The organism is Priestia sp. YIM B13491, assembly GCF_042787605.1.
GTDB lineage: Bacteria > Bacillota > Bacilli > Bacillales > Bacillaceae_H > Priestia > Priestia megaterium_E.
In genome coordinates this window covers 553365-576866 of the sequence record NZ_JBHZOR010000002.1, presented here as the reverse complement: position 1 = coordinate 576866, position 23502 = coordinate 553365, and the positions used below count along the sequence as shown (strand labels likewise).

Annotated in this window: 29 protein-coding genes; 19 read left to right on the top strand and 10 right to left on the bottom strand. The window is 37.4% G+C overall.

The features are described from left to right. The first annotated feature begins 81 nt into the window (after window positions 1–81). Window positions 82–1410, top strand: coding sequence for an amidohydrolase family protein (locus tag ACFX4E_RS09040; protein ID WP_028407682.1), 1329 nt, complete (start codon window positions 82–84; stop codon window positions 1408–1410). Between the two features lie 47 nt (window positions 1411–1457). Here ACFX4E_RS09040 and ACFX4E_RS09035 read toward each other — a convergent pair whose 3' ends face one another. Continuing rightward, complete coding sequence (locus ACFX4E_RS09035) at window positions 1458–1655, bottom strand: cold-shock protein (RefSeq protein WP_013055689.1); 198 nt, start codon at window positions 1653–1655, stop codon at window positions 1458–1460. Window positions 1656–2077: 422 nt separating this feature from the next. On the opposite strand from ACFX4E_RS09035, the gene ACFX4E_RS09030 reads away from it, so the two are divergent. The 9 genes from ACFX4E_RS09030 to ACFX4E_RS08990 all read left to right on the top strand — a co-directional run bounded on the left by ACFX4E_RS09030 (window position 2078) and on the right by ACFX4E_RS08990 (window position 9017). Continuing rightward, window positions 2078–2710 carry an NAD(P)-dependent oxidoreductase gene (locus ACFX4E_RS09030; RefSeq protein WP_028407683.1) on the top strand — a complete coding sequence of 211 codons (633 nt, stop codon included), beginning with the start codon at window positions 2078–2080 and terminating at the stop codon, window positions 2708–2710. Between the two features lie 171 nt (window positions 2711–2881). Beyond that, a complete protein-coding gene (locus ACFX4E_RS09025; RefSeq protein WP_028407684.1) occupies window positions 2882–3868 on the top strand; it encodes a Gfo/Idh/MocA family protein in 987 nt (328 codons plus the stop codon). A gap of 147 nt (window positions 3869–4015) precedes the next feature. Next, window positions 4016–4174, top strand: coding sequence for a hypothetical protein (locus ACFX4E_RS09020; protein ID WP_377258266.1), 159 nt, complete (start codon window positions 4016–4018; stop codon window positions 4172–4174). Between the two features lie 399 nt (window positions 4175–4573). Then, entirely contained in the window at window positions 4574–5116 is a 543-nt protein-coding gene (locus tag ACFX4E_RS09015) for a peroxiredoxin (RefSeq protein ID WP_263034541.1), read from the top strand. 117 nt (window positions 5117–5233) lie between these two features. Beyond that, window positions 5234–5677 (top strand): TlpA family protein disulfide reductase, encoded by a 444-nt coding sequence (locus ACFX4E_RS09010; protein ID WP_377258263.1) that lies wholly within the window; start codon window positions 5234–5236, stop codon window positions 5675–5677. Window positions 5678–6127: 450 nt separating this feature from the next. Beyond that, window positions 6128–6739: a sigma-70 family RNA polymerase sigma factor gene (locus ACFX4E_RS09005; RefSeq protein ID WP_263034539.1), complete on the top strand. Its 612-nt coding sequence runs from the start codon at window positions 6128–6130 to the stop codon at window positions 6737–6739. Beyond that, entirely contained in the window at window positions 6732–6878 is a 147-nt protein-coding gene (locus ACFX4E_RS09000) for a YvrJ family protein (RefSeq protein ID WP_013055696.1), read from the top strand. Before ACFX4E_RS09005 ends, ACFX4E_RS09000 begins: the two co-directional genes overlap by 8 nt. A gap of 4 nt (window positions 6879–6882) precedes the next feature. Continuing rightward, complete coding sequence (locus tag ACFX4E_RS08995; RefSeq protein WP_025749662.1) at window positions 6883–7110, top strand: helix-turn-helix domain-containing protein; 228 nt, start codon at window positions 6883–6885, stop codon at window positions 7108–7110. Between the two features lie 374 nt (window positions 7111–7484). Then, on the top strand, window positions 7485–9017 hold the full coding sequence (locus tag ACFX4E_RS08990; protein ID WP_377258260.1) for a sensor domain-containing diguanylate cyclase: 1533 nt from the start codon (window positions 7485–7487) through the stop codon (window positions 9015–9017). 28 nt (window positions 9018–9045) lie between these two features. On the opposite strand, the gene ACFX4E_RS08985 is transcribed toward ACFX4E_RS08990, so the two are convergent. The 5 genes from ACFX4E_RS08985 to ACFX4E_RS08965 all read right to left on the bottom strand — a co-directional run bounded on the left by ACFX4E_RS08985 (window position 9046) and on the right by ACFX4E_RS08965 (window position 11321). Beyond that, the gene (locus ACFX4E_RS08985; protein ID WP_013055701.1) at window positions 9046–9219 is read right to left on the bottom strand and encodes a twin-arginine translocase TatA/TatE family subunit; all 174 of its coding nucleotides are present in this window, start codon (window positions 9217–9219) and stop codon (window positions 9046–9048) included. A 73-nt stretch (window positions 9220–9292) separates the two neighbouring features. Further along, window positions 9293–9607: a DMT family transporter gene (locus ACFX4E_RS08980; protein ID WP_028407687.1), complete on the bottom strand. Its 315-nt coding sequence runs from the start codon at window positions 9605–9607 to the stop codon at window positions 9293–9295. A gap of 1 nt (window position 9608) precedes the next feature. Next, window positions 9609–9950, bottom strand: a complete 342-nt coding sequence (gene sugE, locus ACFX4E_RS08975; protein WP_014461313.1) for a quaternary ammonium compound efflux SMR transporter SugE — start codon at window positions 9948–9950, stop codon at window positions 9609–9611. A 42-nt stretch (window positions 9951–9992) separates the two neighbouring features. Further along, the gene (locus ACFX4E_RS08970) at window positions 9993–10583 is read right to left on the bottom strand and encodes a TetR/AcrR family transcriptional regulator (protein WP_264408932.1); all 591 of its coding nucleotides are present in this window, start codon (window positions 10581–10583) and stop codon (window positions 9993–9995) included. Window positions 10584–10667: 84 nt separating this feature from the next. Continuing rightward, entirely contained in the window at window positions 10668–11321 is a 654-nt protein-coding gene (locus ACFX4E_RS08965) for a hypothetical protein (protein WP_264408933.1), read from the bottom strand. 908 nt (window positions 11322–12229) lie between these two features. Between ACFX4E_RS08965 and pgsB the strand changes: the two genes are divergently transcribed. The 6 genes from pgsB to ACFX4E_RS08935 all read left to right on the top strand — a co-directional run bounded on the left by pgsB (window position 12230) and on the right by ACFX4E_RS08935 (window position 18616). After that, window positions 12230–13411 (top strand): poly-gamma-glutamate synthase PgsB, encoded by a 1182-nt coding sequence (pgsB, locus tag ACFX4E_RS08960; RefSeq protein WP_016763263.1) that lies wholly within the window; start codon window positions 12230–12232, stop codon window positions 13409–13411. Window positions 13412–13427: 16 nt separating this feature from the next. Further along, window positions 13428–13877: a poly-gamma-glutamate biosynthesis protein PgsC gene (gene pgsC, locus ACFX4E_RS08955; protein WP_013055707.1), complete on the top strand. Its 450-nt coding sequence runs from the start codon at window positions 13428–13430 to the stop codon at window positions 13875–13877. Window positions 13878–13917: 40 nt separating this feature from the next. Beyond that, entirely contained in the window at window positions 13918–15114 is a 1197-nt protein-coding gene (locus ACFX4E_RS08950; protein WP_013082012.1) for a CapA family protein, read from the top strand. Window positions 15115–15143: 29 nt separating this feature from the next. Then, entirely contained in the window at window positions 15144–16706 is a 1563-nt protein-coding gene (locus ACFX4E_RS08945) for a gamma-glutamyltransferase family protein (protein WP_264408934.1), read from the top strand. Between the two features lie 20 nt (window positions 16707–16726). Further along, window positions 16727–16930, top strand: a complete 204-nt coding sequence (locus ACFX4E_RS08940) for a CapE family protein (RefSeq protein WP_014461308.1) — start codon at window positions 16727–16729, stop codon at window positions 16928–16930. A 123-nt stretch (window positions 16931–17053) separates the two neighbouring features. Beyond that, entirely contained in the window at window positions 17054–18616 is a 1563-nt protein-coding gene (locus tag ACFX4E_RS08935; protein ID WP_277448202.1) for a gamma-glutamyltransferase family protein, read from the top strand. A gap of 26 nt (window positions 18617–18642) precedes the next feature. On the opposite strand, the gene ACFX4E_RS08930 is transcribed toward ACFX4E_RS08935, so the two are convergent. Continuing rightward, on the bottom strand, window positions 18643–19092 hold the full coding sequence (locus ACFX4E_RS08930) for a staygreen family protein (protein WP_221783947.1): 450 nt from the start codon (window positions 19090–19092) through the stop codon (window positions 18643–18645). 148 nt (window positions 19093–19240) lie between these two features. Between ACFX4E_RS08930 and ACFX4E_RS08925 the strand changes: the two genes are divergently transcribed. From ACFX4E_RS08925 to ACFX4E_RS08915, 3 genes are all read left to right on the top strand, one after another. Beyond that, the gene (locus ACFX4E_RS08925; RefSeq protein ID WP_013055713.1) at window positions 19241–19408 is read left to right on the top strand and encodes a hypothetical protein; all 168 of its coding nucleotides are present in this window, start codon (window positions 19241–19243) and stop codon (window positions 19406–19408) included. A 192-nt stretch (window positions 19409–19600) separates the two neighbouring features. After that, on the top strand, window positions 19601–20074 hold the full coding sequence (locus tag ACFX4E_RS08920; RefSeq protein ID WP_028407692.1) for a hypothetical protein: 474 nt from the start codon (window positions 19601–19603) through the stop codon (window positions 20072–20074). Between the two features lie 130 nt (window positions 20075–20204). Next, window positions 20205–20864 carry a haloacid dehalogenase type II gene (locus tag ACFX4E_RS08915; RefSeq protein WP_013082018.1) on the top strand — a complete coding sequence of 220 codons (660 nt, stop codon included), beginning with the start codon at window positions 20205–20207 and terminating at the stop codon, window positions 20862–20864. A 30-nt stretch (window positions 20865–20894) separates the two neighbouring features. Here the strand turns inward: ACFX4E_RS08915 and ACFX4E_RS08910 are convergent, their stop codons facing one another. From ACFX4E_RS08910 to ACFX4E_RS08900, 3 genes are all read right to left on the bottom strand, one after another. Beyond that, window positions 20895–21077: a CsbD family protein gene (locus tag ACFX4E_RS08910; protein ID WP_013082019.1), complete on the bottom strand. Its 183-nt coding sequence runs from the start codon at window positions 21075–21077 to the stop codon at window positions 20895–20897. 140 nt (window positions 21078–21217) lie between these two features. Then, complete coding sequence (locus ACFX4E_RS08905; protein ID WP_098333763.1) at window positions 21218–21712, bottom strand: NUDIX hydrolase; 495 nt, start codon at window positions 21710–21712, stop codon at window positions 21218–21220. 88 nt (window positions 21713–21800) lie between these two features. After that, window positions 21801–23351 carry a glycoside hydrolase family 10-like protein gene (locus ACFX4E_RS08900; protein WP_377258256.1) on the bottom strand — a complete coding sequence of 517 codons (1551 nt, stop codon included), beginning with the start codon at window positions 23349–23351 and terminating at the stop codon, window positions 21801–21803. Window positions 23352–23502: the final 151 nt, after the last annotated feature.

Genomic DNA, 23502 nt, shown 5'->3' with positions numbered 1-23502 from the left:
TTAATGCTTTAAACAATAAATGATAGAGAAGATAAAGCGGTCTATGAAAAATGAAGAAGTTGAAAAATTGAGGAGGGAATTATGTTGCTTCACTTAATTAATGTTCGTTTGCCAATTATGCACGACCACGCTCTTTTTGAAGTGAAAATTTCAAATGGAATGTATACTTCTATCGTTTTACAAAACGGTTATCTTGAAGGTGACGAGTTTTTTCCGCTGCACGCGGCCGTGTTAGGAAAAGAAACGTCACTTGATGCACAGGGTCGTGTGCTATTACCAGGATTTGTAGATATGCATATGCATTTAGACAAAGCTCATTCGCTTCCTCAAGTGCCCAATATATCTGGAACTCTTCAAGAAGCCATTAAAAATTACAGCAGCAGCCTGCCGGCATTTCCAGAAGAAGAAATTAAGCAGCGAATGTTAAAAACTGCTTTGCAGGCATTAGCTAACGGTACGACTACAATTCGAACGCATATTGATTTTGACTGCAGCATGGAAGAAGATAGTTTATTTCGAAGTTTACAAGCTGCTGTCGAAGTGAGAGATGAATTAAGCCCGTATATGGACGTGCAGGTTGTTCCGCTATTCTCTAATCTAGACATTGATGATATGCATAAGATGAATAAAATTGAACGAGCATTCGCCCTTGAAATTGATGCAATTGGAGGCTGTCCTCATTTAGCTAGAAATCCAGAAAAAGAGATTGATGCTCTATTTTCGCTGGCTCAAGCCTATAATAAACCTCTTGATTTACATGTGGATGAAAGCGATGATCCGTCTGTTGATACAATAATTAACATTGCTCATAGAACAATTGAATTAGATATGGAAGGAAAAGTGGTAGTGGGGCATCTTTGCTCGCTTGCAGGAATGACTGATGCAAAAGTGAAAGAAATCTTAAACCTTTTGAAACAGGCGAAGATTGGAGTTGTCACATTACCTGCTTCTAATTTATATTTACAGGGAAGAGAAGATAAAGGAATTGTAAGACGAGGCGTAACGCGTATTCGTGACATACAAAAAGCAGCGGTTCCAATTGCTACTGCATCTGATAACGTGAATGACCCTTTTCATCCGTTTGGAAAAGCAGACTTGCTGCAAGTAGGGTTACTAACTGCCTACGCTGCACATATGGGAAGTCCGGATGATCAGAGGCAGTTGCTCCGAATGATTACAAGTATACCAGCCCGGCTGATTGGAAAAGAAAAGTATGGAGTGGAAGAAGGAAACGAAGCAAACTTTGTTCTATTGAATGTCCAGTCTGTACAGGAAATATGGACTGAACTTCCCGAAACTCGCTTTGTTTTCAACAAGCATCGCTGGCTTAGCGTAAAAGAGACGCATCAGCGGCTCGCTGATACGAATTTGACTAACCTTTGGCAGGAAAATCAAATTTTAATTGGTTAAATAGACATAAAAAGAAGCTGTCACATTAGTGACAGCTTCTTAATCAATTACTTTTGAACGTTAGCAGCTTGTGGTCCACGAGCTCCATCTTCGATTTCAAATGTAACTTCTTGACCTTCTTCAAGTGATTTGAAACCTTCGCCTTGGATAGCTGAGAAGTGTACGAATACGTCGTCTTGTCCTTCTACTTCGATGAATCCAAAACCTTTTTCTGCATTAAACCATTTTACTTTACCTTGTACCATTGTAGTACCTCCTGTGTGGAAAATCCACGAATATATTACTATCTCTGCTCAATTTCAATAAGAATCACTTTAAAGAAAGTCTTTCTATTTGTTAACACCGAACAAGAAATAATATACCTATTATAACACTTTTTTATAAAAAAGAAACCTTTTTTCATAAAAAAGTACTCTGAGATAAAAATAAGTTGAAAATATGGATATATTTTGAAATGGTAAATGAACTATTATTTTGTGGCTTTTTAGCAATCGCTAAAATCTTTTATCACGTAAAAAAATAAATAGCGAGGTTGACAAATTGAGCAATGTGTAACTATAATGGTTACAACGAGCTGAGAAGAATTAGCAGTGCTATAAAAAGCTCAATTTTTTTGTGTTATATGTAACTGTAATGGTTACAACTAAAAAAAAAGGAGAGAATAAAAATGAAAATTGGTGTTATTGGAGCAACAGGTAAAGCAGGTCAATTAATTATGGAAGAAGCAAAACAGAGAGGACATGAAGTAACAGCCGTTGTTCGAAATGCTTCTAAACTAAAAAATCAAACAAACGTAATGGAAAAAGATATTTTTGCCATTACTTCAAAAGACATTGAACAGTTCGATGCTGTGGTAGATGCATTTAATGCACCTCCTGGAAGCGAACAGCTCCACGTTGAGTCTATACAATCACTTATTAAAGTATTTCAAGGTATTCAAACGCGACTCGCAGTAGTGGGCGGAGCGGGAAGTTTATTTGTAGATGCAGAAAAAACAACGCCTTTAATGAGCACAGAAGGTTTTCCAGCAGCTTATTATCCAACGGCTTCAAACATGGGTAAAGGTTTAAAAGAACTTGAAAAATCGACTATAAATTGGACTTATTTAAGCCCAGCAGCCTTTTTTGATGCAGAAGGTGCTCGCACGGGAGCCTATCAATTAGGAAAAGATCATGTGATCACAAATAGTCAAAATGAAAGCTATATTAGCTATGCTGATTATGCGATTGCTTTAATAGATGAATTAGAGAATAAAAACCATGTGAATGAACGTTTTGCTGTAGTGGGTGAGAAAGCATAAGCTTACGTTTGAGTCATATAAAAAACAGCTTACATTTGTTGTGAGCTGTTTTTTATATAAAACAAAATAGATATAAAGCACTTGGAAATGGTATAGATTTTTTATTATTTCTTCGTTTTTCTTTTTAAAGACGATACTATACAATATAGATGATAAAAAGGAGATGAAAAGATGATTCGTTTTGGCGTAATAGGAACAAACTGGATAACAGATCGACTGTTAGAATCAGCTCAGTATGTAGACGACTTTCAGCTTGCAGCTGTTTATTCTCGAACGATTGAAAAAGCAGAAGAATTTGCAGATAAATATGATATTCCTCATATATTTACTGATTTAGAGGAAATGGCAGTGAGTGCTGAAATTGATGCAGTGTATATTGCTACTCCAAATGCTTATCATGCGGAACAAGCTATCTTATTTTTGAAAAATAACAAGCATGTACTGTGTGAAAAGCCGCTCGCAGCCAATGCAGCAGAAGTAACTCGCATGATTCAAACAGCCAAAAATCACAAGGTATTACTAATGGAAGCGATGAAATCAACCCTTCTTCCTAACTTCAAAGTGATTCAAGAGAACTTACATAAAATTGGTCCAATTCGGAAATACGTTGCATCTTACTGTCAGTATTCTTCTCGTTATGATAAATACAAAGAAGGTATCGTGCTTAATGCCTTTAAGCCAGAGCTTGCCAACGGTTCACTGATGGATTTAGGTGTATATTGTCTTTATCCTCTGATTACGTTGTTTGGAGGACCTCATAAAATAAAGGCAACTGCGTTTATGCTAGAATCTGGAGTAGATGGAGAAGGATCAGTTGCTTTAGAGTACGAAGATCGAGACGCGGTCATCATGTATTCCAAAATTACAAATTCGCATTTGCCAAGTGAAATTCAAGGAGAAAAAGGCAGTATGGTTATTGACAAAATACATACCGCTGAAAAAGTAGAAATTCGATACAATGACGGACAGGTAGAAGAGTTAACGGTGGATCAGCCTTATCCTGCTATGTACTATGAAATAAATGAATTCGTAGAGCTGTTAAAGCAAGGAAAGATGGAATCGAACACAAATTCTTATGAGAATTCATATTTAACAATGCACGTAATGGATAAAGTGCGAGAGCAAATCGGTCTTGTATATCCAAATGATAATAAATAAATAAATAACAGAACAGAGGCTGGACAAAAGTAGTTTAGTTGAAGAAAGATCCGCACGAGTTTGATTCTTGATGGAGAATCAAACTCGTGCGGATTTTTTCATTGATAGGGTGAACGTAGATTTCATGTATGAAGCTGCTTCTAGCTGGTGATTGTAGGGCAAGGTGAAGATTCCTGCGGGAAAAGCGCAAGCGACGAGGATGCTCATCGGCCGCCCGCGGAAAACGAAGTCTTGCACGGAAATCAACAGCGGTGTAACCATTCATCCATACTAGATCATTTTCTAATTTGTTCGTCTCTAAATTAGATTGAGATAATTATGTCTCATTCTCTTTTATTGTGGTTATAAAGAGCATAATTGAGATTCGAAATCTTGCCGCAGCACATTTTAAAAGCAAATATGTTGAAACAAGGGAAGTTTTTTAGTATCTTCTATCTTTATTCATCCCTGCATATATAGGATTAATCAAAGGAAAGAATAAAAAGAGTAGAAAATATTCGATAATTAATCCTAGATTAAAATGATTATAAAAAAGTATTGACTATAATAATAGCTCGTGTATAATAAAGAGTGTAATCAATAGTCATTACTAGTTTATAATGATACTAATAATCGTTATCAAATAGGAGGAGTCATTGATTGCATTAAAAATAATACATACAAGCATAAGCTTGTGAAATACATTGTACAAGGAGAGATTTTGACATGGCAGAACGTATGGTAGGAAAACAAGCACCACACTTCGAAATGGAAGCTGTACTTGCAAATAAGGAATTTGGAAAAGTAAGTTTAGAAGAAAATATGAAAAACGGTAAATGGACAGTATTGTTCTTCTATCCAATGGACTTTACATTCGTATGTCCAACAGAAATTACAGCTCTATCAGATCACTACGAAGAGTTTGAAGATCTAGATGCTGAAGTTGTAGGTGTTTCTACAGATACAATTCATACTCACTTAGCTTGGATTAACACAGATCGTAAAGATAATGGACTTGGAGATTTGAATTATCCATTAGCTGCAGATCCAACTCACGCAGTAGCACGTGATTACGGCGTGTTAATTGAAGAAGAAGGCGTAGCGCTTCGCGGATTATTTATTATTAATCCAGAAGGTGAATTGCAATACGCAGTTGTAAACCATAACAACATCGGCCGCAGCGTAGAAGAAACATTACGTGTGCTTCAAGCCCTTCAAACTGGCGGACTTTGCCCAGCTAACTGGAAACCAGGTCAAAAAACACTTTAATAAATAGCGGTAGAGTAGAGGAGAAATTCCTCTACTGCTGCCATTAAAATAGAAAAGATAGTTTTCTAACTATAAAAGACAGAATATTCTTTTTATATCGATGAGGAGGATTTTAAAATGAAATTACGTGAACAAATGCCTGAATTAACTGGAGCAACATCTTGGATTAATGACGAAGTAACAAAGGAAGACTTAGTAGGTGATAAAGCAACGCTTATCCACTTTTGGTCAGTAAGCTGCCATTTATGTAAAGAAGCAATGCCTGAAGTTAATGATCTTCGTGATGAGTATGATGATCAATTGAATGTTGTAGCGGTTCATATGCCTCGTTCGGAAGATGACTTAGATATGGGTGTCATTGAGGCAATGGCAATGGGACACGATATTACTCAGCCAATTTACGTAGACAGTGAGCATAAGTTAACAGACGCTTTTGAAAATAAATATGTACCAGCATATTATGTATTTGGTAAAGAAGGTCAGCTTCGTCATTTCCAAGCGGGTGGAAATGGAATGCCAATGCTTCGCAAACGTATTAACCGCGTCTTAGGCGAAGAATAATCTCTACATGAAGAAGAAATAAAAAGGCCCCGGATAAAAATATTTTAACTGAAATTAAAAACGAACCACTGATCAACATGTTTGATTAGCGGTTCGTTTTTTTTTGCTATGCTGAACGTAGATTTCATCTGTTTCGTTCCTTCTAGCAGTTGATTGGAGGGCAAGGCGAAGTCTTGCACGGAAATCAACGGCAACGGCGGTGTCACAAGCGGATCAGCTCATGTCTCCTATTTGTGCGTCTTTAAATTAGATTCATTTCGTTATCTCTCAATCTCTTTTTTTATTTTTTACTAAGTCTTTTCAATCATTAATAAGCCTTTCATCATATTGACATAAAAAACCTAATATAGTTAAATTTAGATAAGAACAAATGTTCGTTTTTTGGTGTTGTTATTTTACTCTTTTCTCCCTTTTTAATAAGTATAGGAAAAAAAGGAGGAGATTTGCACAATGACTCAGCTCTATTCGCAGCAAGAAAAGCGGCACGACAAAGAATGTACCTTTCATACATTTCTTACAAAGCATAGCGCAACTCTTCAGACTCATATAATGAATACATTTTTGACACCAGAACGCTATGAGCGATTACAAAAAGCGGTTGTTAAACATGATACAAAAGAACAAAGACTTCTAAACAAAGAATTTCATCAGTTTTATAGCGAAGTTAGATTGCTTCATTATGTTAACAAGCTTTGCAGACATTATTCCAGAGATGTTATGCGTGTAAAAGAAAAAGAGCGTTCTTATATTCCTCTTCGCCTGCAGCAGCCGGCTGCGCTAGATGGAAATCGAACAGTGGAAGATATGCTAGGAGTACAGGACAGGGCTGTATGGGAGCATGAATTTTTAGGAAATCAACTCGAAAATCGTATTCTTCATCATGCATTTCGCCAATTAACGGCCAAGCAGCAGTATATGCTGCACTTGATTATTGTCGAACGCTGGACTCATAAAGAAATCGCTGCTTATTTTTCTATTTCTCAGCAAGCGGTTTCTAATCATTATCAACGTGCGCTAAGCAAGTTGAAAAAAATTATGAAGGTGAGTGATAGATATGTTTGATCCTCAGTGGCTTCAACTTGTTGGAAACGTAGGATTTCCCGCTGTCCTTTCTTTTTATTTATTACTGCGTGTAGAAAACAATATAAAGCGACTTGAAGAAAAAGTGGAAGAACTAACAACTGACTTAAGAAAGAAGTGAAGAAATGGAAACTCTATATGAGCTTGTAAATAAAGTGAAAGCTGGAGATGAAGAGGCGTCAAGGCGTCTATTAAAAAAGCTGGAACCAAAACTAAATAAAGCTGTCCAAAGCTTTTCACTGCATGAGAGAGAAGACGTAAAGCAAGATTTAAAGATTAAAATTCTTTCCGCTGTTAAGACGTTTGATTTTTCCAAAACGCCAGGACTTTGGGAATTTTTACGCCAAAAATAAAAAAGAGCGCTCGTTGTATCGACGCTCTTTTTTTATTTTTGTTGCAGTTCGACTACGTACCTTACAGTAAAAAATACAAAAAATAGAAAATGGATAAATATTTTAAAAAAGGTAAAAGGTGATGTGTAAGAATAGAGTTTAGTAGTATACTAACAAGTAGAATTTCTTGTGTAAAAGGAAGGTAATCACTCTTTATATAGAAAGGATTGTCGGCGACGAATAGAGGATAGAAGAGTTTTATTTAATGAAGGAAGAAATCGTGCTGTTCGATAAATCAAACAGTACGATTTATAAAAAAGCGGCAGTAAAAAATATGTAAGTTAAGAAGCCTATTGTTTTTTGTTTTAGCTTTTTGGAAAGAGGTGAAGAATAAAGTGAGTCAACTTCTCTTTAATATCACGTTAATTGTTTCTTTCATGTTTGCTGCGAGTATAGTTCGAGAGCAAATCATTTATAGAGTAGAAGGAATAAAACGGTACAAAATGTATCGTTTAATTTATTACGGATTTTCTTACGGACTATTAGGCAGCATTTTAATGGTATATACAATTAAAATAGATTCTACTATTATTCTTGACCTTCGCTTTTTAGCAGTGACAATTGTTTGTCTTTATGCAGGAATAGTACCGGCTATCATTGCGGCTTGTATTATAGGGGTAATGCGTCTGCTTTTGTTTGGAATTACGGCAAGCGGAATAATAGGCGCTGCTGCAATTATCGTAATGGCTTTACTGTCTGGGTGGGCGGTTCGCTTACCTTATCGTCCATTTATTCGTTTTCAATTAATGAATTCTATCAGCTTGCTTTGCGTATTTTTCTCACTGTCCTTTCTTTTTAAAGATATCAAGCACGCTGCTACAATTATCGTCTATTTACTGCCTGCTTCTTTTATAGGTGGGTGTTTAGTGTATCTGGTAGGCAGATATATATATGTATCTCGAGTAACGACAAGTCAGCATAAAAAACTGTCTAAAATGTTCTCGGTTATGGTTCAAAATGCAAAGACAGGCACCATGATTGAAACGCCAGAGCGCGAAGTAGCCGTTATTAATCAAACTTTTTGTGACATGTTTGATATACCCGGACCTCCTCATCAATACGTTGGATTGAAAAGTAATCAGCTGTTTTTATCTCACGCTCCTATGTTGAAAGATCCTGCTAGATTTTTAAAAACGGTAGAAAGCACCGTTTATTCAAAAGAGTCAATAGTAGATGAAGAAATTACGTTTATTAACGGTAAAATTTATGCGCGTGACTACATTCCAATCTATGAAGGTCATGTGTATATTGGCCACTATTGGGAATATCGAGATATTACGGAGAAAAAGAAGGCTGAGTGTGATCTTCGCAAAGCAAATAAAAAGCTTGAAATGCTGTCCATGAAAGATGGCTTAACGGGTCTGAACAACCGCCGATCTCTTGATAAAAAGCTGGAAATTGAGTGGGAATACGCACAGAAAGAAAACGAACCGCTTTCTTTTCTCTTATTTGATATTGATTATTTTAAAGCGTATAACGATACCTATGGCCATATTCAAGGAGACGAATGCTTAAAAGAAGTAGCGAATATTGCTAAAAGCGTTGTCTTTGACGAATCAGCTTTTGTCGCAAGATACGGAGGCGAAGAGTTTGGTATATTGCTTCCTCGAGCTAATCAATATGAAGCGATAAAAATGGCAGAAGCTATTAGACAGCAAGTGGAGCACCGTGGCATTATCCATCAAGCTTCTGATGTGTTTAAGTGTATCACAATCAGTGTTGGAATAATGACAGTCGTTCCATCCGAAAACATACCGCCGATTTCAATTGTCCATGGAGCAGATCAGGCTTTATATGAAGCAAAGCGTACGGGTCGAAATCGAATTTCAGTATATTCTCACCACAAAGAAGCTGACTCAAACGTTTGAGTCAGCTTTTAAAAGAGATATAAGCCTCTTATTTAGGAGGGGCTTTTTCTTTTTCATCTTCTTCCATAATTCCTTTTGTAGCGTTTTTAAACTCTTTTAACGTTTTTCCGGCAGCTTTCCCTAATTCCGGAAGTTTCTTCGGGCCAAAAAGCAATAGAGCGACAAATACAATTAAGGCAATTTCTCCAAACCCAAGGTTCATTGTCATCGTCTCCTATTTTTTGAAAGTGTTTACAAGTTTAGTATAGCATGAAAAGAAAGGAAGTAGTACACCATTATCCAGTGATTTTAAGGCCGATTACACCTGCTACAATACAAAAAATAAATAAAATTCGACGCATATCTTTTGCTTCATGAAAGAAAAGCATGCCAAGAAGTACGCTTCCGGCAGCTCCTACCCCCGTCCATATGCCGTAAGCTGTTCCAATAGGTATCTCCTTTAATGCTAAGGAGAGAAGATAAAAGCTTCCTGCACCAAAAAGGATAAATCCAATGGAAGGAACCAGCCGCTTAAACCCATCAGAAAGTTTTAAAAAAATCACAAATCCCACTTCGCAAAAACCAGCAGCTATTAATGCAATCCAAGCCATGTTAAGATTCCTCTCTTTCTGTTTCTTCAGTAGAAATTAACTTTAAACCAACGATTCCAAAGATCATTAATCCTAAAAATAAAATCTTTCCAATATTTGCTCCTTCGTCTAAAACGGTCATTCCAAGTATCGCTGTGCCAGCAGCTCCTATACCAGTAAATACTGCATAAGCTGTTCCGACAGCAATTTTTTTTAAGGCATTTGAAAAGAAATAAAAGCTGATGACAATTGTGACGATCGTAATGATTGTTGGAGTTAATTCGGTAAATCCATGTGAATATTTTAAGCCGATTGCCCATACAATTTCGAGCAAACCAGCGATAATAAGGTAAATCCAAGCCATTTTAATTCCTCCTTGCATAATAATAAGCCCTTTTTACAGGGCCTATTTAGCACGTATGCCTTCCCAAAATATCGTCCAAGCATCGTGGATTTTTTGGTCATAATACTCTGGTTCATAATAAAAGCGCTGAATGAACAGTCCGTCGGTTAAACAATAAAAGCTATTGATATACAAATCAATCGGACGTTCAATTATTTCGCCTTCAGCCATTCCCTGTGTAAAAATAGCATGCAGAATTTGATCAGACAATCGTTCGCTTCTTAAAAAAATAGCTTTTACTTCCGACTGTAAATGTTCAGGTGGAAACAAAATAAGACGACGGTACATCTGGCCAAAAGAATCTTTTTCAATCATCGTGCAGAAATCTACAACAAAGCAGTGAAGCTGTTCTTTAGCAGACTTTGTTTTATGCTGTTCGTATATAATAGATAACTTTGTTAAAAGTAAATTCATTAAATCATGCACGGTTAGTAAAAATAAGTCGTCTTTGTTCTTAAAATGAGCGTACAGGGAAGGTTTTTTTATGCCTACTTTTGATGAGATATCAGCAAGCGATGTTTCTGTATAGCCTTTTTCTCCAAAGAGCTCCATTGCTGCAGCTCTAATTTTTTCTACAGTTGATAATTCACTCAAGAAAAGCTCCTCCTCAATCTAACTAACGGTCGTTAGGTAAAAGATATCAAATATAAAAAAAAGAAGCAAGGGAATCGCTTCTTTTTAATGTATTTTCACTAAATGACGCTGAGTTAGAAATAAAGAGAAGATAAAAATAAGCTCAAACGTATTTGTTACGGCTGTGCTTGGTATAGGAATTGACACGGCACTTCCTATAATCATCACGGCTACTCCAATCATCATACTGCTCCACCTGGTCTTGCGAAATAAGGAAATTCCAACGAAAAGCAAAATAATCGCCACAATGAGAACCATAAGAGGGGGACCGGATGATCCCACTAACGTATAGCGAACAATGCCATATTCACGTACAACTTCCATGCGCTGACTAATCGTCTCGATTATTTCATAGCCGATTAAGGCAAACGTAGTTAGCAAAAAAAGAATGCCGGCCACAGGTTTTTTAGCCCATGTAATCGTCGAGTATTTCGCTACGCCATAAGCAAAGAGCACCAAAGTAGGGGTAAATAAAGCGTGAAACCAAAAGCGAAGCATGCTGAGTGAACGTAAAGTATCGCCTTCACCGATAAATGAACCAATCCCAATCATTATATTATCGTAAATTAGTCCAGCTATTACTAAAGGAAGAAAAAGCATGTAAAACGGCGAAGTGTTTTTTCGTACTACATATATGCTAAAGAAAAACAGGACGATATAGCAAAAAGAAAATAGAAAATAAAGGATTGTATCAACCATTGTTTTCCTCCTTTTGGTGATACTTCTTCTTTTTATGATAACATCATATGCCAAAAAAGTGAGAAATCATGCATTTTTCTAGGCAATCTTATCGGACAAAAGCTACCTTTATCGGTAGAAAGATTCAGAAAATATTGAAATAAAAATAGGAAAAGAGGCCATAGTCAAGAGATTTAGATTTACTGAATTGATTATTAAATAAAGGGAATCTATAAAACAACAACAAAAGAACTAGGAACATATGGAGTCTAAATGCTTATATAATTAGAAAAAAATATTTAATGTCCTTTCTATCTAAGTAAGTTAAATGTAAGCGGAAAATGATAAGAAAATGTATTTTTTTTACTTTTATATCTATCTATCATCCTTACAAGTACGGTTGTTAGACAAATTCAATTGGTATATCCATAAAAAGTAATTAATGTAATAAAATATATTTTATCCCATCTTTATATTACAAAACGTTTTCTAAAGTTAAGAAATTTTTAATTACGTAATATTTCCGTGTGTTAACTGTAAGAGTGATGTATAAAATATTCCTGTTGTTATGGTAAAAAAAGGTACGTATGGGATTTTTCTAGGTAAATAAACTTTAGACCTATTCTGTAAATTTTAAATAAAACGATGAGTTTTTAATTCTGTAAATAGACAATCGGAATTGTAAGAATATATAACATTTGAGCTATTGACCACTAATGAGCGCAGATGATAGTTTTAGAGCTGTTGAAATTGGTACTCGAGTCCATTTTTCAAAGCAGGTGTTTTAGCAGCATGCTAGCGCTGTTAATTGATTAGCTCCCATACATATATATAGGGAGTGAAACTATGAAATCGTATATCTATCATTATGAATCAAAAGCATTCATAACGTATCCAACAGGAGAAGTTTGGAAGGAGAAGAATGAAACATGATCTTAATTATCCTATGCTGCCTATTTTTAGTAGGGTATGGCGTTTGGGAGTATCGCAGACATTTACGCAAGCTGCATTCAATTCCTGTACGAGTGAATGTTAATGGTATTCGCGGAAAATCCACCGTTACACGATTGATTACAGGTATTGTAAAAGAAGCAGGTTATAAAACAGTAGGGAAAACGACAGGAACACAAGCGCGTATGATCTACTGGCATACAAGTGAAGAAGAACCAATTATTCGTCGTAAAGAAGGTCCGAACATTGGAGAACAGCGACGAGTGGTAAATGAAGTTGCCGATATTGGCGCGGAAGCTCTTATTTGTGAATGTATGGCGGTACAGCCTGATTATCAAATCACATTCCAAAATCAGCTGATTCAAGCCAAGGTAGGCGTTATTGTAAACGTACTAGAAGATCACATGGATGTAATGGGTCCAACTCTAGATGAAGTTGCTCAAGCGTTCACTGCTACTATTCCTTATGATGGCCACCTTGTTACGATTGAAGGCCCATATTTGGAATACTATAAAAAAATAGCTGCAGAGCGCAACACAAAGGTTATTGTAGCTGACAATGATAAAGTATCTGAAGCGTATTTACGTGAATTTGATTATATGGTTTTCCCTGATAATGCTTCCATCGGTTTAGCAGTAGCAGAAGCACTTGGTATCGATGCTGAAACAGCGATGAGAGGAATGTTAAATGCTCAGCCTGACCCAGGAGCTATGAGAATTACAACGTTTGGCGATGAAAAAAATCCAGCATTTTTAGTAAATGGATTTGCTGCCAACGATGCTTCTTCCACGCTTCGTATCTGGGAACGTGTAGATTCAATGAACTATAGCGAAAAGCTTCCTATTGTCATTATGAACTGCCGTCCGGACCGTGTAGATCGCACGGAGCAATTTGCTGAAGATGTAATGCCATACATTGAAGCGGACGTAATGATTGCAATTGGTCAGACGACCTCACCAATCGCTGCAGCATATCAAAGAGGCGAATTGCCAACAAAAGAATTCTGGGATATGGAAGGCGCTTCTACAGAAGAAATTTTAGAGCGCATGAAGCCTTATTTAAAAGATCGTATCGTATACGGTGTCGGAAATATCCACGGTTCAGCCGAGCCGCTTGTTGAAGCTATTATTGAAATGAAAAAGATGAGAAAAGCAGTTTAATCTAGGAGGCCATTTCATGTTCGGATCAGATTTATATATTGCCCTTGTGTTAGGGGTTACACTAAGCTTAATTTTTACAGAAAAAACGGGCGTATTGCCAGCCGGTCTTATCGTACCGGGGTATTTAGCGCTTGTATTTGATCAGCCAATTACCATTTTAATGATTTTCTTAATTAGTATTTTAACGTATGTTATTGTCGTGTACGGAATCTCAAAAGTAGTTATTTTATATGGACGTCGCAAATTTACAGCGATGTTAATTACGGGTATTGTGATTAAAGTTGCATTTGATTATTTCTTCCCGATCTTGCCGTTTGAAGTGTTTGAATTACGCGGAATTGGTATCATTGTACCGGGCTTAATTGCAAATACAATGCAAAAGCAAGGTCTTCCTTTAACAGTTGGAACAACGGTTTTATTAAGTGGTGTAACATTTGGAATTATGCAAGTTTATTATTTATTTTAATACACAAACAAACCGCAGCTGATAAAGGAAGGTGAAAGCGTTGAAAGAGAAAAAATTAAACTTTCAAGAAAAAGTATTGATGTTTATAAAGAAAACAAAGCCTACAACGGGCAAGCAAGCTCTTATCTTAACGCCAATTTTAATCGTAATTTTAGCTCTTTCAGGATGGATGGAGCGTTCGGATGCTCTTGAAAACCCTGAGACGGCTAATCCAGAGGCCAATAATGATTTAACGATGACTATGGTCGGAGACATTATGATGGGTCGCCATGTAAGAGAAGTAACTGAACGCTACGGAGAAGATTTTGTATTCCGCAACGTGGAGCCGTTCTTTAAAAATTCGGATTACGTAAGCGGGAACTACGAAACACCGATTTTAACAAATGACGTAGATTCATATAAAGCAATGGAAAAAGGTATTCATTTATATAGTAAGCCTGCTGATCTAGCGACTGTTAAAAATGCAGGTTTCGATGTATTAAACTTAGCGAACAACCATTCAATGGACTACAGTGCAAAAGGGTTAGAAGATACGATCTCTACTTTTGAAGCAAACAAATTAGATTTTGTTGGTGCTGGCCGTAACTCTGAAGAAGCAAAACATATTTCGTATAAAGATGCTGACGGTATCCGCATTGCAACCGTAGGGTTTACGGATGTACATTCAGACGGAATGTCCGCTGGAAAAAACAACCCAGGTATTTTAAAAGCAGATCCGGATCTTATTTTCAGCACGATTCAGCAAGCGAAAGCAAATGCTGATTTAGTTGTAGTAAATGCCCACTGGGGTGAAGAATACGATGCACAGCCAAGTCCTCGTCAAGAAGGACTAGCAAAAGCGATGGTAGACGCTGGTGCGGACATTATCATTGGTCACCATCCGCACGTTCTACAGTCATATGACGTATATAAAGGTTCGGTTATTTTCTATAGCTTAGGAAACTTTATTTTTGACCAGGGGTGGTCAAGTACAAAAAATACAGCGATGGTTCAGTATCATTTAAACAAGCAGGGCCAAGCTAAAATTGATGTTATTCCAATGGTTATTAAAGCAGGTACACCAACTCCAACAGATAACCCTTGGCGTATGAAGCGTATTTATAACGATTTAAACAAGTTTTCTTCAAACCCTGAACTGTTAGAAAAAGAACGAAACAAGTTTGAATTAAACTTAGATCATTCTCGCATTATAAAACATGCAGAGGAGCGCAAAAAGAACGAAGCGCAAGCTAACTAATAGCCCGTCATACACAGAGGAGGTAAAAGATGATAAATAAACGTAATACGATTATTGTTTCCATTGTCATCTTTTCACTCATAGTAGGTGTATGTGTTTATCAATTTATGTTTCCAAAACAAGAATATGCAGTAAGTACTTCAGATCCTCGCGCCACAAAAGTAGGTATGGAAATTCTTAAACAAGGCGGTACAGCAGTTGATGCAGCTATTGCCATTTCCTACACGCTTGGTGTTGTGGAACCGTACGGATCAGGACTTGGGGGAGGCGGCGGAATGCTGATTGATCCAGCAGATGCCTCTCCAACATTTATTGACTACCGAGAAATTGCACCTAAGAATGATAAAGAAGATGAGATTGGCGTACCAGGGTTCGTCGCTGGTATGGATTATATTCAGCACCACTACGGATCTCTGTCGATGAGCAAACTAATCGACCCGGCCATTAACTATGCCGAGAATGGGTACAAAGTGGACAAAGATTTGCACGATAGGCTGGTTTCATACAAAGGTAATGTGAATGAAGATGAAATTCCTAGCTTTTATCCAGATAAGGACGCCATTAACACAGGTGAAATTGTCAAACAGCATGAATTAGCGAACACGCTGCAAAAGATTAAGGAAGAAGGGCCAAATGCTTTTTATAGAGGGAAAATTGCAGACGATATTACAGAAGAAACAAAAGTAAGTCACAAAGACTTGCGAAAGTATGCGCCTGTTGAGCGGAAACCTCTATCAACGAATTATAAAGGTCATCAAATTATTTCAGCACCTCCGCCTTTTGCTGGTGCTACGCTCATTCAAATGTTAAAAATGACGGATCAAGAAGATATTTGGAAGCTGAAGAAATCGCATCCTAGTCTTTATTATCATTTTCTTGGTCAAATTTCAAAAGTAGCTTATCAAGACCGCTTGAAAAAAATTGCCGATCCGGCTTTTATAAAAGAAACGCCAAATGATTGGATCGACGATCATTACGTGCATTTACTTCGTAATAAATTAAATAATACTGAAACAGATCATACAAAAGTAAGCGACGTCGAAGAACATGAAAGTACCACTCATTTTGTTGTCATGGACGGTGAAGGAACCGTTGTATCAACAACAAATACGCTGAGTAATTTCTTCGGCAGCGGTGAGTATGTAGATGGATTCTTTTTAAATAATACACTCAATACGTTTGGAGAAGGAATTAATAAGCGTCAACCTGGTAAGCGTCCAAGAACATTTACAGCCCCTACCATTATTCGTGAAGGTGATGAATGGGTAATGTCCATTGGCACACCGGGAGGAAATCGCATTCCTCAAGTATTAACGCAAGTAATTGGGGATTATTTTGAAGACAAAGATTCCATTAAAAACGCAGTAGAAAACAAGCGTGTCATTTTTGATTCTCATAAGTTTTATTCAGAAGCTAAGCTTAAACAGTCAACTAAAGATGGTTTAAAAACGTACGGTTATGACTTAAAAAACAATGATAACGCGATGTTTTACGGAGGCGTTCAAGCACTTGTGAAAGACTTAAAGAAAAACAAAATTCAAGGTGACGCTGATCCGCGCCGCCACGGTTTATGGGAAAAAAGTACAGACTAACTTAATTGGAGGAATAGAAAATGATCGCAAAACGAATCGTAGGGATTGTAGGACCAATTGCTATTGTAGCAGGAGTAGTAGCAGGACTTGGAGCTTTAAAACATCCGGCTACTCTTTCAACAGATGAACAGCAAAAAATTGAAAATAACGTAAAAATGATTGAACAAACAAAATCTGCTGCTACAGATGCAGTAAATGATGCTGCGGCAGCTTCTGGAAAATAAATCTTAGGTAGTGACAAAAAGGCATCGTCCTAGACGATGTCTTTTTTGTGTGCAATGTAATGTATGGATAAAAATGAAAGCGCTTCACAAAATATACAGATGAGTAAAAATGGAGGGTAAGATGTGAATAAAAAATTACTGTTGTTTAATATTATGGCTTTTTTATTATTAATTTGCGTTATAGTCGCTTTTTTTATGACTCAATCGAGTACAGACCTTAGTCCTGAGAAGCTGCTTAAAAAAAATAATGATCATTCTTATGGTGTGAGTTCTTCTAATTCTCTGGCAGCAAATGTAGGGATGGACGTATTAAAAGAAGGCGGGAATGCAGTAGATGCGGCCATTGCTATTTCGTATGCCCTCAATGTAGTCGAACCTTTTGGATCTGGAATTGGCGGAGGTGGAGGTATGCTGATTGCCAAAAAAGATCAGCCTGCTACCTTTATCGATTACCGGGAAACCGCTCCAACTTCTATGAGTGGTAAAAACGGCGTGCCGGGATTTGTCGCTGGTATGGAATATATTCAGCAGAAGTATGGTACAAAATCAATGAGTGATTTGATTCAGCCGGCTGTTGAATACGCTGAAAAAGGGTTTGAAGTAGACTCTCTTTTATCTTCTCGATTGTATTACTCTAGAGGAAGGATGGATGTAGCCGATCTATCCGCTTTTTATCCGAAGGGAGAAGCAATCGAAGAAGGAGAAACGCTGTCGCAGCCAGTGTTGGCTAAAACGCTAATCAAAATTCAGCGAGAAGGTGCATCTGCATTTTATAAAGGAGATATGGCACAAGATCTTGCTGATGCAACGCCTATTTCTAAAAAAGACCTATCTTCCTATCAAGTGACAGAAACCAAGCCTGTCGTTTCTGCTTACAATGGAACGGAAGTGATTTCAGCGCCTCCGCCTTTTTCCGGAATTACACTTATTCAAATGTTAAAAATGGCAGAGAAAGAAAATCTTGAAACCAAGCCTGATAAAGACTATTACGAAACGATGAACAGAATTAAAAAAGCAGCTTACTCCGACCGCTTAAAACAAATCGGCGATCCTGACTTTCATAATCAAAACTCAAGTGAGTTAGTTAGTGATGATTATATAACAAACCTGGTCAATCACCCGACACGTTCTTCAGGTGAAGGCGATGAAGAACACGAAAGTACAACACATTTTGTAGTTATTGATTCAGAAGGAACCGTCGTATCTACAACCAATACGTTAAGTAACTTCTTTGGTACAGGGGAACAAGTTGACGGCTTTTTTCTTAATAACAATGCTGATACGTTTGGAAGCAAAGAACCGAATAATCGTGAGCCGGGAAAAAGAGCAAGAACCTTTACGGCTCCAACTATTATAAGAGAAAAAGGCGAGTGGGCGATGGGAATAGGTTCTCCAGGCGGAACACGGATTCCTCAAATTTTAACTCAGGTACTTTCTAAAAATCTTGAAGGAAATGAACCGCTTCAAAAAGCTGTAAATGAACCGAGATTTATTTTTGACGATTCGACTATTTATGTAGAGCCTGATTTAAATACAAAAAATATTCCTTCTGCGTTTCGAATAGAAACAAAGGAAAGCGACGTCTTTTATGGAGGTATCCAAGCGTTAACCATTAATTTTCAAGATAAACAAATGGAAGGAGCGGGAGACCCTAGAAGAAATGGAGTTTGGAAAACAGGAGATTAACGAAGTAAAGATCCCTTCTCATATGCTTAGGCATAGTGAGAAGGCGTTTGAAAATATCGAATGGAACGAAATTCTTTGTCACTGGAATGAAAATGTACGTAAATGGGGGAACGATCTAAAGCAGGGTGAGCGTTGAAAAACGTGGCATCACCGTAGCGCAATGCTTTTAGCAAGTAAGGCATTTCTTGTTTGAAAATAGCATATCGTATGGCTTGAACGGATTTTTCCGTTTGTTCATTTCCAATAAATACGTATACATACAGTGTATCAACACCGTCTTTGTGGAGCCATTCGGCAAAAAGCTCATTTCGCTGCTCATTTAATTGATCAACAGCAAACTTTTCGTCGATCCAAAGAAATAAATCGTCTGTTTGTTCAGAATGTGTGAGGGTATAGCGTCGCCCAATAAAAGGAAAGGTGGGCGTGCTTCCTTGCCGGTATGTGACGCTAAATTGCTGAGGATTAAAAGCAGACAAAGGGCATCTTCCTTTCACGCTTTTAAGTAGTTTATGCATAAAAAAGAGAAATTTCACACATTCGTCAAGAATTTTAAGCTGTTTTTCTTACATGCATACTTATGAAAAAGTTGTTACACTGAAGAAAAGAAATAGTGGGTGATAAAAGATGGAGCCGCTGTATATTGTCTTATCCATTTTTTTAGCAGCGATGCTATCGTATGATATTGCTAAATTTGTTCGAGGGGACCGGCCAGATTGGAAAGAGGGTCTCGTGACGGGCCTTGTGTTCGTGGGCTTTTTAGCAGCCATGCAAATGGCTTTTCACATTGTATAGCGCCGAAAGAGGCTGGGACAAACGTAGTTTAGTTGAAGGAAGATCCGAACGATAAATCGTTCGGATCTTTTATGTTTATGTCTCAATCCCTTTTTTAAAGATATGCCGGATAAGTTTAGTCCGGCAAGACTAAAAAGCTTGGATATCGAATAAGCTGTTGTATACTGCATTTTTGATAAAGGGGCTTTTTACTTGTATCGAAAAAAAACACTGCTTTTGAAGCAAAGTTTAGGAGTAGCTGTGTTTCTTTCTGTTATTGCGCTGGGAGTTTGGATGTTTCAATTTACATTCTTTTCTCCGAGTCATCAAGCCAAATCTGCCGTAAAAGAATTTTATACGCTAGAACAGGAAGGGAACTTTTCGGAATCATGGGATCTTTTTCATTCATCCATGAAGAAGAAGTGGACAAAAGGTGCATACATACAAGATCGAGCACACGTATTTCTCAATCATTTCGGCGTAGACACTTTTACTTATTCCATTGAAGATGTTGAAAAAAGAAAGAGCTGGAAGATGGAAAATGATCGTAAAGCGTTTTCTGTTGTTTACGAAATGACCGTTATCCAAACGTATAAAGGGAAATATGGAAACTTTGATTTAGTGCAGAAAGTGTATGCTGTTCGTGAAAAAGGAAAATGGAAAGTCGTGTGGGATTATAAACAGTAGGAGAACCTGCTGTTTTTTTTATTTTCATAAGAAGTGAGCATACCTCAGCTGTTAATATGCCTCTTTTTTAACAGAAAAAACGTTATGTTTTTTTGCGAGTGGGTAAAATGAAAGAAGGAGGCGAACACAGATGAAATTTAAAACGATTTTATTTGATGCATATGGAACACTGTTTGATGTACATACCGTTATTGAAACGTGTGATAAGCTGTATCCGGAGCGGGGAGAAAGCATTAGCCATTTATGGCGTTTGAAGCAAATTGAATATGCCATGCAATACCAGCTGATGGGACGGTACGTTGACTTTTATACATTAACAAATCAATCCCTGAAATATGCAGCAGAAGCAAATGATATTGATTTAACGGAACACGAAGAAAAAATGCTGATGAGTGCTTACATGAAGCTGAATGTCTACGATGAAGTCAAAGAGGTGCTCGCCTATTTAAAAGAAAAAGGGTATCGTCTGGCTATTTTTACGAATGGCCCTAAGCACATGATTGATCCGCTTGTTTCTTATCACAATATGAATCATTTATTTGAAGACGTTATTTCCGTAGACGAAATCAAACAGTACAAGCCTACGATGGCAAGCTATCACTATGCAAAAAATAAAATGAACGCAAAAAGAGAAGAAGTATTATTTTTGTCATCGAATACATGGGATATTGCCGGTGCTAAAAACTACGGGTTCGCAACGGCTTGGGTCAACCGAAAAGGAAATGTAGCTGAACATAAAGAATTGCAGCCAAACGTAATCATTAAAAGCTTAAATCAGCTTATTAAATAAAAAAAGAACGAGCATTAAGCTCGTCCTTTTTTATTTATTGCTAAATGTATCTTTTGTTTCGCCTACTGCTTTTTGAGCATTTCCTTTTGTTTTCTCAGCTTTTCCTTCACGCTGAAGGTCGCGGTTATTCGTTGCATTTCCTACTTGATCTTTTACTTCACCTTTAGCTTTTGATACATTTCCTTTAACTTTATCTCCTAAACCTTTACTCATTTTAATCTTCCTTTCTATTAGTAATTAAGTAGTGTTACTTGTCTGTTCCACCATTAGAAAGAAATTAAACATATTTTCTGATTTCAACTTAAACAGCAGCTAAGCGTACGATATTCAGGAGTAATTTATAGGCACTATTATTATTGTTGGGAGGTTTTAAGCTCCCAATCATCATAAATCTGAGATTCATAAGGCCATGATAATAAGCTTAAAGATTCCACTGCTTTTAGAACAAGAGGCGAAGCATTATCGATGTTGAGATCCTGCGGTGCAATCCATAATGCTTCCAAAGAATCCTGTCCTTCAAACTGTACGGGGTGGGAAAGAAGCTCACCGCCGGCAATGTCTACGTAATAGAATACAGCGATGTGATGCACGTGGGTAAATTCTTTCCACTTACAAGGATACTGAAAATCTGTTGTACCCGCTTGAGAAACAATGTTAATCTCGAATCCTGTTTCTTCCACAAATTCTCTTTTCATCGCTGCCGTTAATGTTTCACCGTGCTCTAGCTGTCCGCCTGGCAAATCAAAACGATGAATATACGGACCTCTGTTTTTTCGAATAACAAGCAGCTTGTTATTTCGCATACAAATTCCATATACGCCAAAGGCGCGATCATAGTTTGGTTCCATTTTTTTCACTACTTTCTATAACAGAATGGCTTGATAAGGCATCATTTGATTTCTTTATCCTACCATACATTTTGCTATAGAACCTTTTTTAATGAGATGCTTTTACAGTAAGCGTGCGGGAAATGGCACTTTCGTTATGCAAACGGTCAACAGAGGTTACAACATATGTGTATGTTTGATTTTCAAGTGCATTTTGATCTACAAACAATTGTGTTTCTCCCGTTTTTCGAACCGTTGTCAGCAGGTTTTCTGCGCTGTTAATGTCGCCTTTTTTATTGCCTTGAAAGCGATAAATGGCATAATAAGCGGAGTCATTCTGCTGGTGATCTCGAATTTCAAATGCTGCTTCTTTTGTATGAGGACCCGCGTTTTTTAATTTTGGTGCTTTTGGGGCCGTATTATCAAGCCAAGGCATTGCTGGAATAAGCGCAGGGTGTTTATAAATATCGTTTTGCAGCTTGTCTTTTATTCCTAGCGGGTTTCGGTTTAAATCTTTCAGGCTAAAATGCATGCTTCCCTGTACTTCTGGAAACTGGTGATTTAGAGCAATTTGCCTTGGACACTCATCGGGATCAGACCAAGCTTCCACCGCGTTGTTATTAATTTTGTAAGCAGCTTGTCCAATATAAAGGTGGACTGGCTTTCCGCGCACTTCATCTCTCCACCAGTTGAGCAGCGTATCGTAAGCAGCGGGTTCAAATCCGATATTCCAATAAATTTGCGGAGTGATGTAATCAATGTATCCATTTTGAATCCACGTACGCGTATCGGCATACAAATCATCGTAGTTTGTTTGTCCAGCAGTCGTCTCAGAGCCAGTTGGATCATTAGCAATGTTTCGCCATACGCCGAACGGACTGATGCCAAATTTCACGTACGATTTTGTTTTTTTAATAGATTTATTTAAATCTCGAACAAGCTGATTAACATTGTCACGCCGCCAGTCTTCAATATTGGAAAACGTTTGAGCACCGTAGGCTTCATATGTTTTTTGATCTGGGAACATTTGACCTGCAATTTTGTAAGGATAAAAATAGTCGTCCATATGAACAGCATCAATATCATAGTTTCTTACGACTTCGAGCACTTCTTCAATAATAAAGTTTTTTACTTCTGGAATACCTGGGTTGTAGTAGAGTTGTTTTCCGTAGGAGACGACCCAATCAGGATGTTGTTTGGCAGGATGATTATCGGCTAGTTTGTTTAAATCAGTATGATTCATTGTAATGCGGTAAGGGTTAAACCATGCGTGGAATTCTAAGTTGCGCTTGTGTGCTTCGTCTACCATAAAGGCTAGAGGATCATAGCCGGGATCTTTTCCTTGTGTACCGGTTAAATATTCTGACCATGGGCCATATTTTGACGGATAAAAGGAATCGGCGGTCGGTTTAATTTGAACGACAACAGCATTCATCCCCATCTTTTTTACTTCGTCTAGCAAATAGGTAAACTCTTTTTTCTGCTGTTCAATCGGAAGACCAGGCTGAGAAGGCCAATCAATGTTGTATACGCTTGCAATCCAAGCAGCTCGGAGCTCCCGCTTTTGATACGTAGTAGGTACGTCGGCTTTAGCAGGCAATGTGCTCGAACAAAACAGCAGCAAAAACAAGATGCCTCCAACCCATTTTTTAATATGCATGTTCGTTCCTCCTTCTTTTTTGGTTGAGATAAAATTTCTTTCATAATATAGCATGCGGTCGTTATATTCACAATAGATTTTGATGAAATATTCTGAAAAATAAAATAAAGTTTTAAAAATATCAGAAAAATATTGAAATTAAACTTCAGAA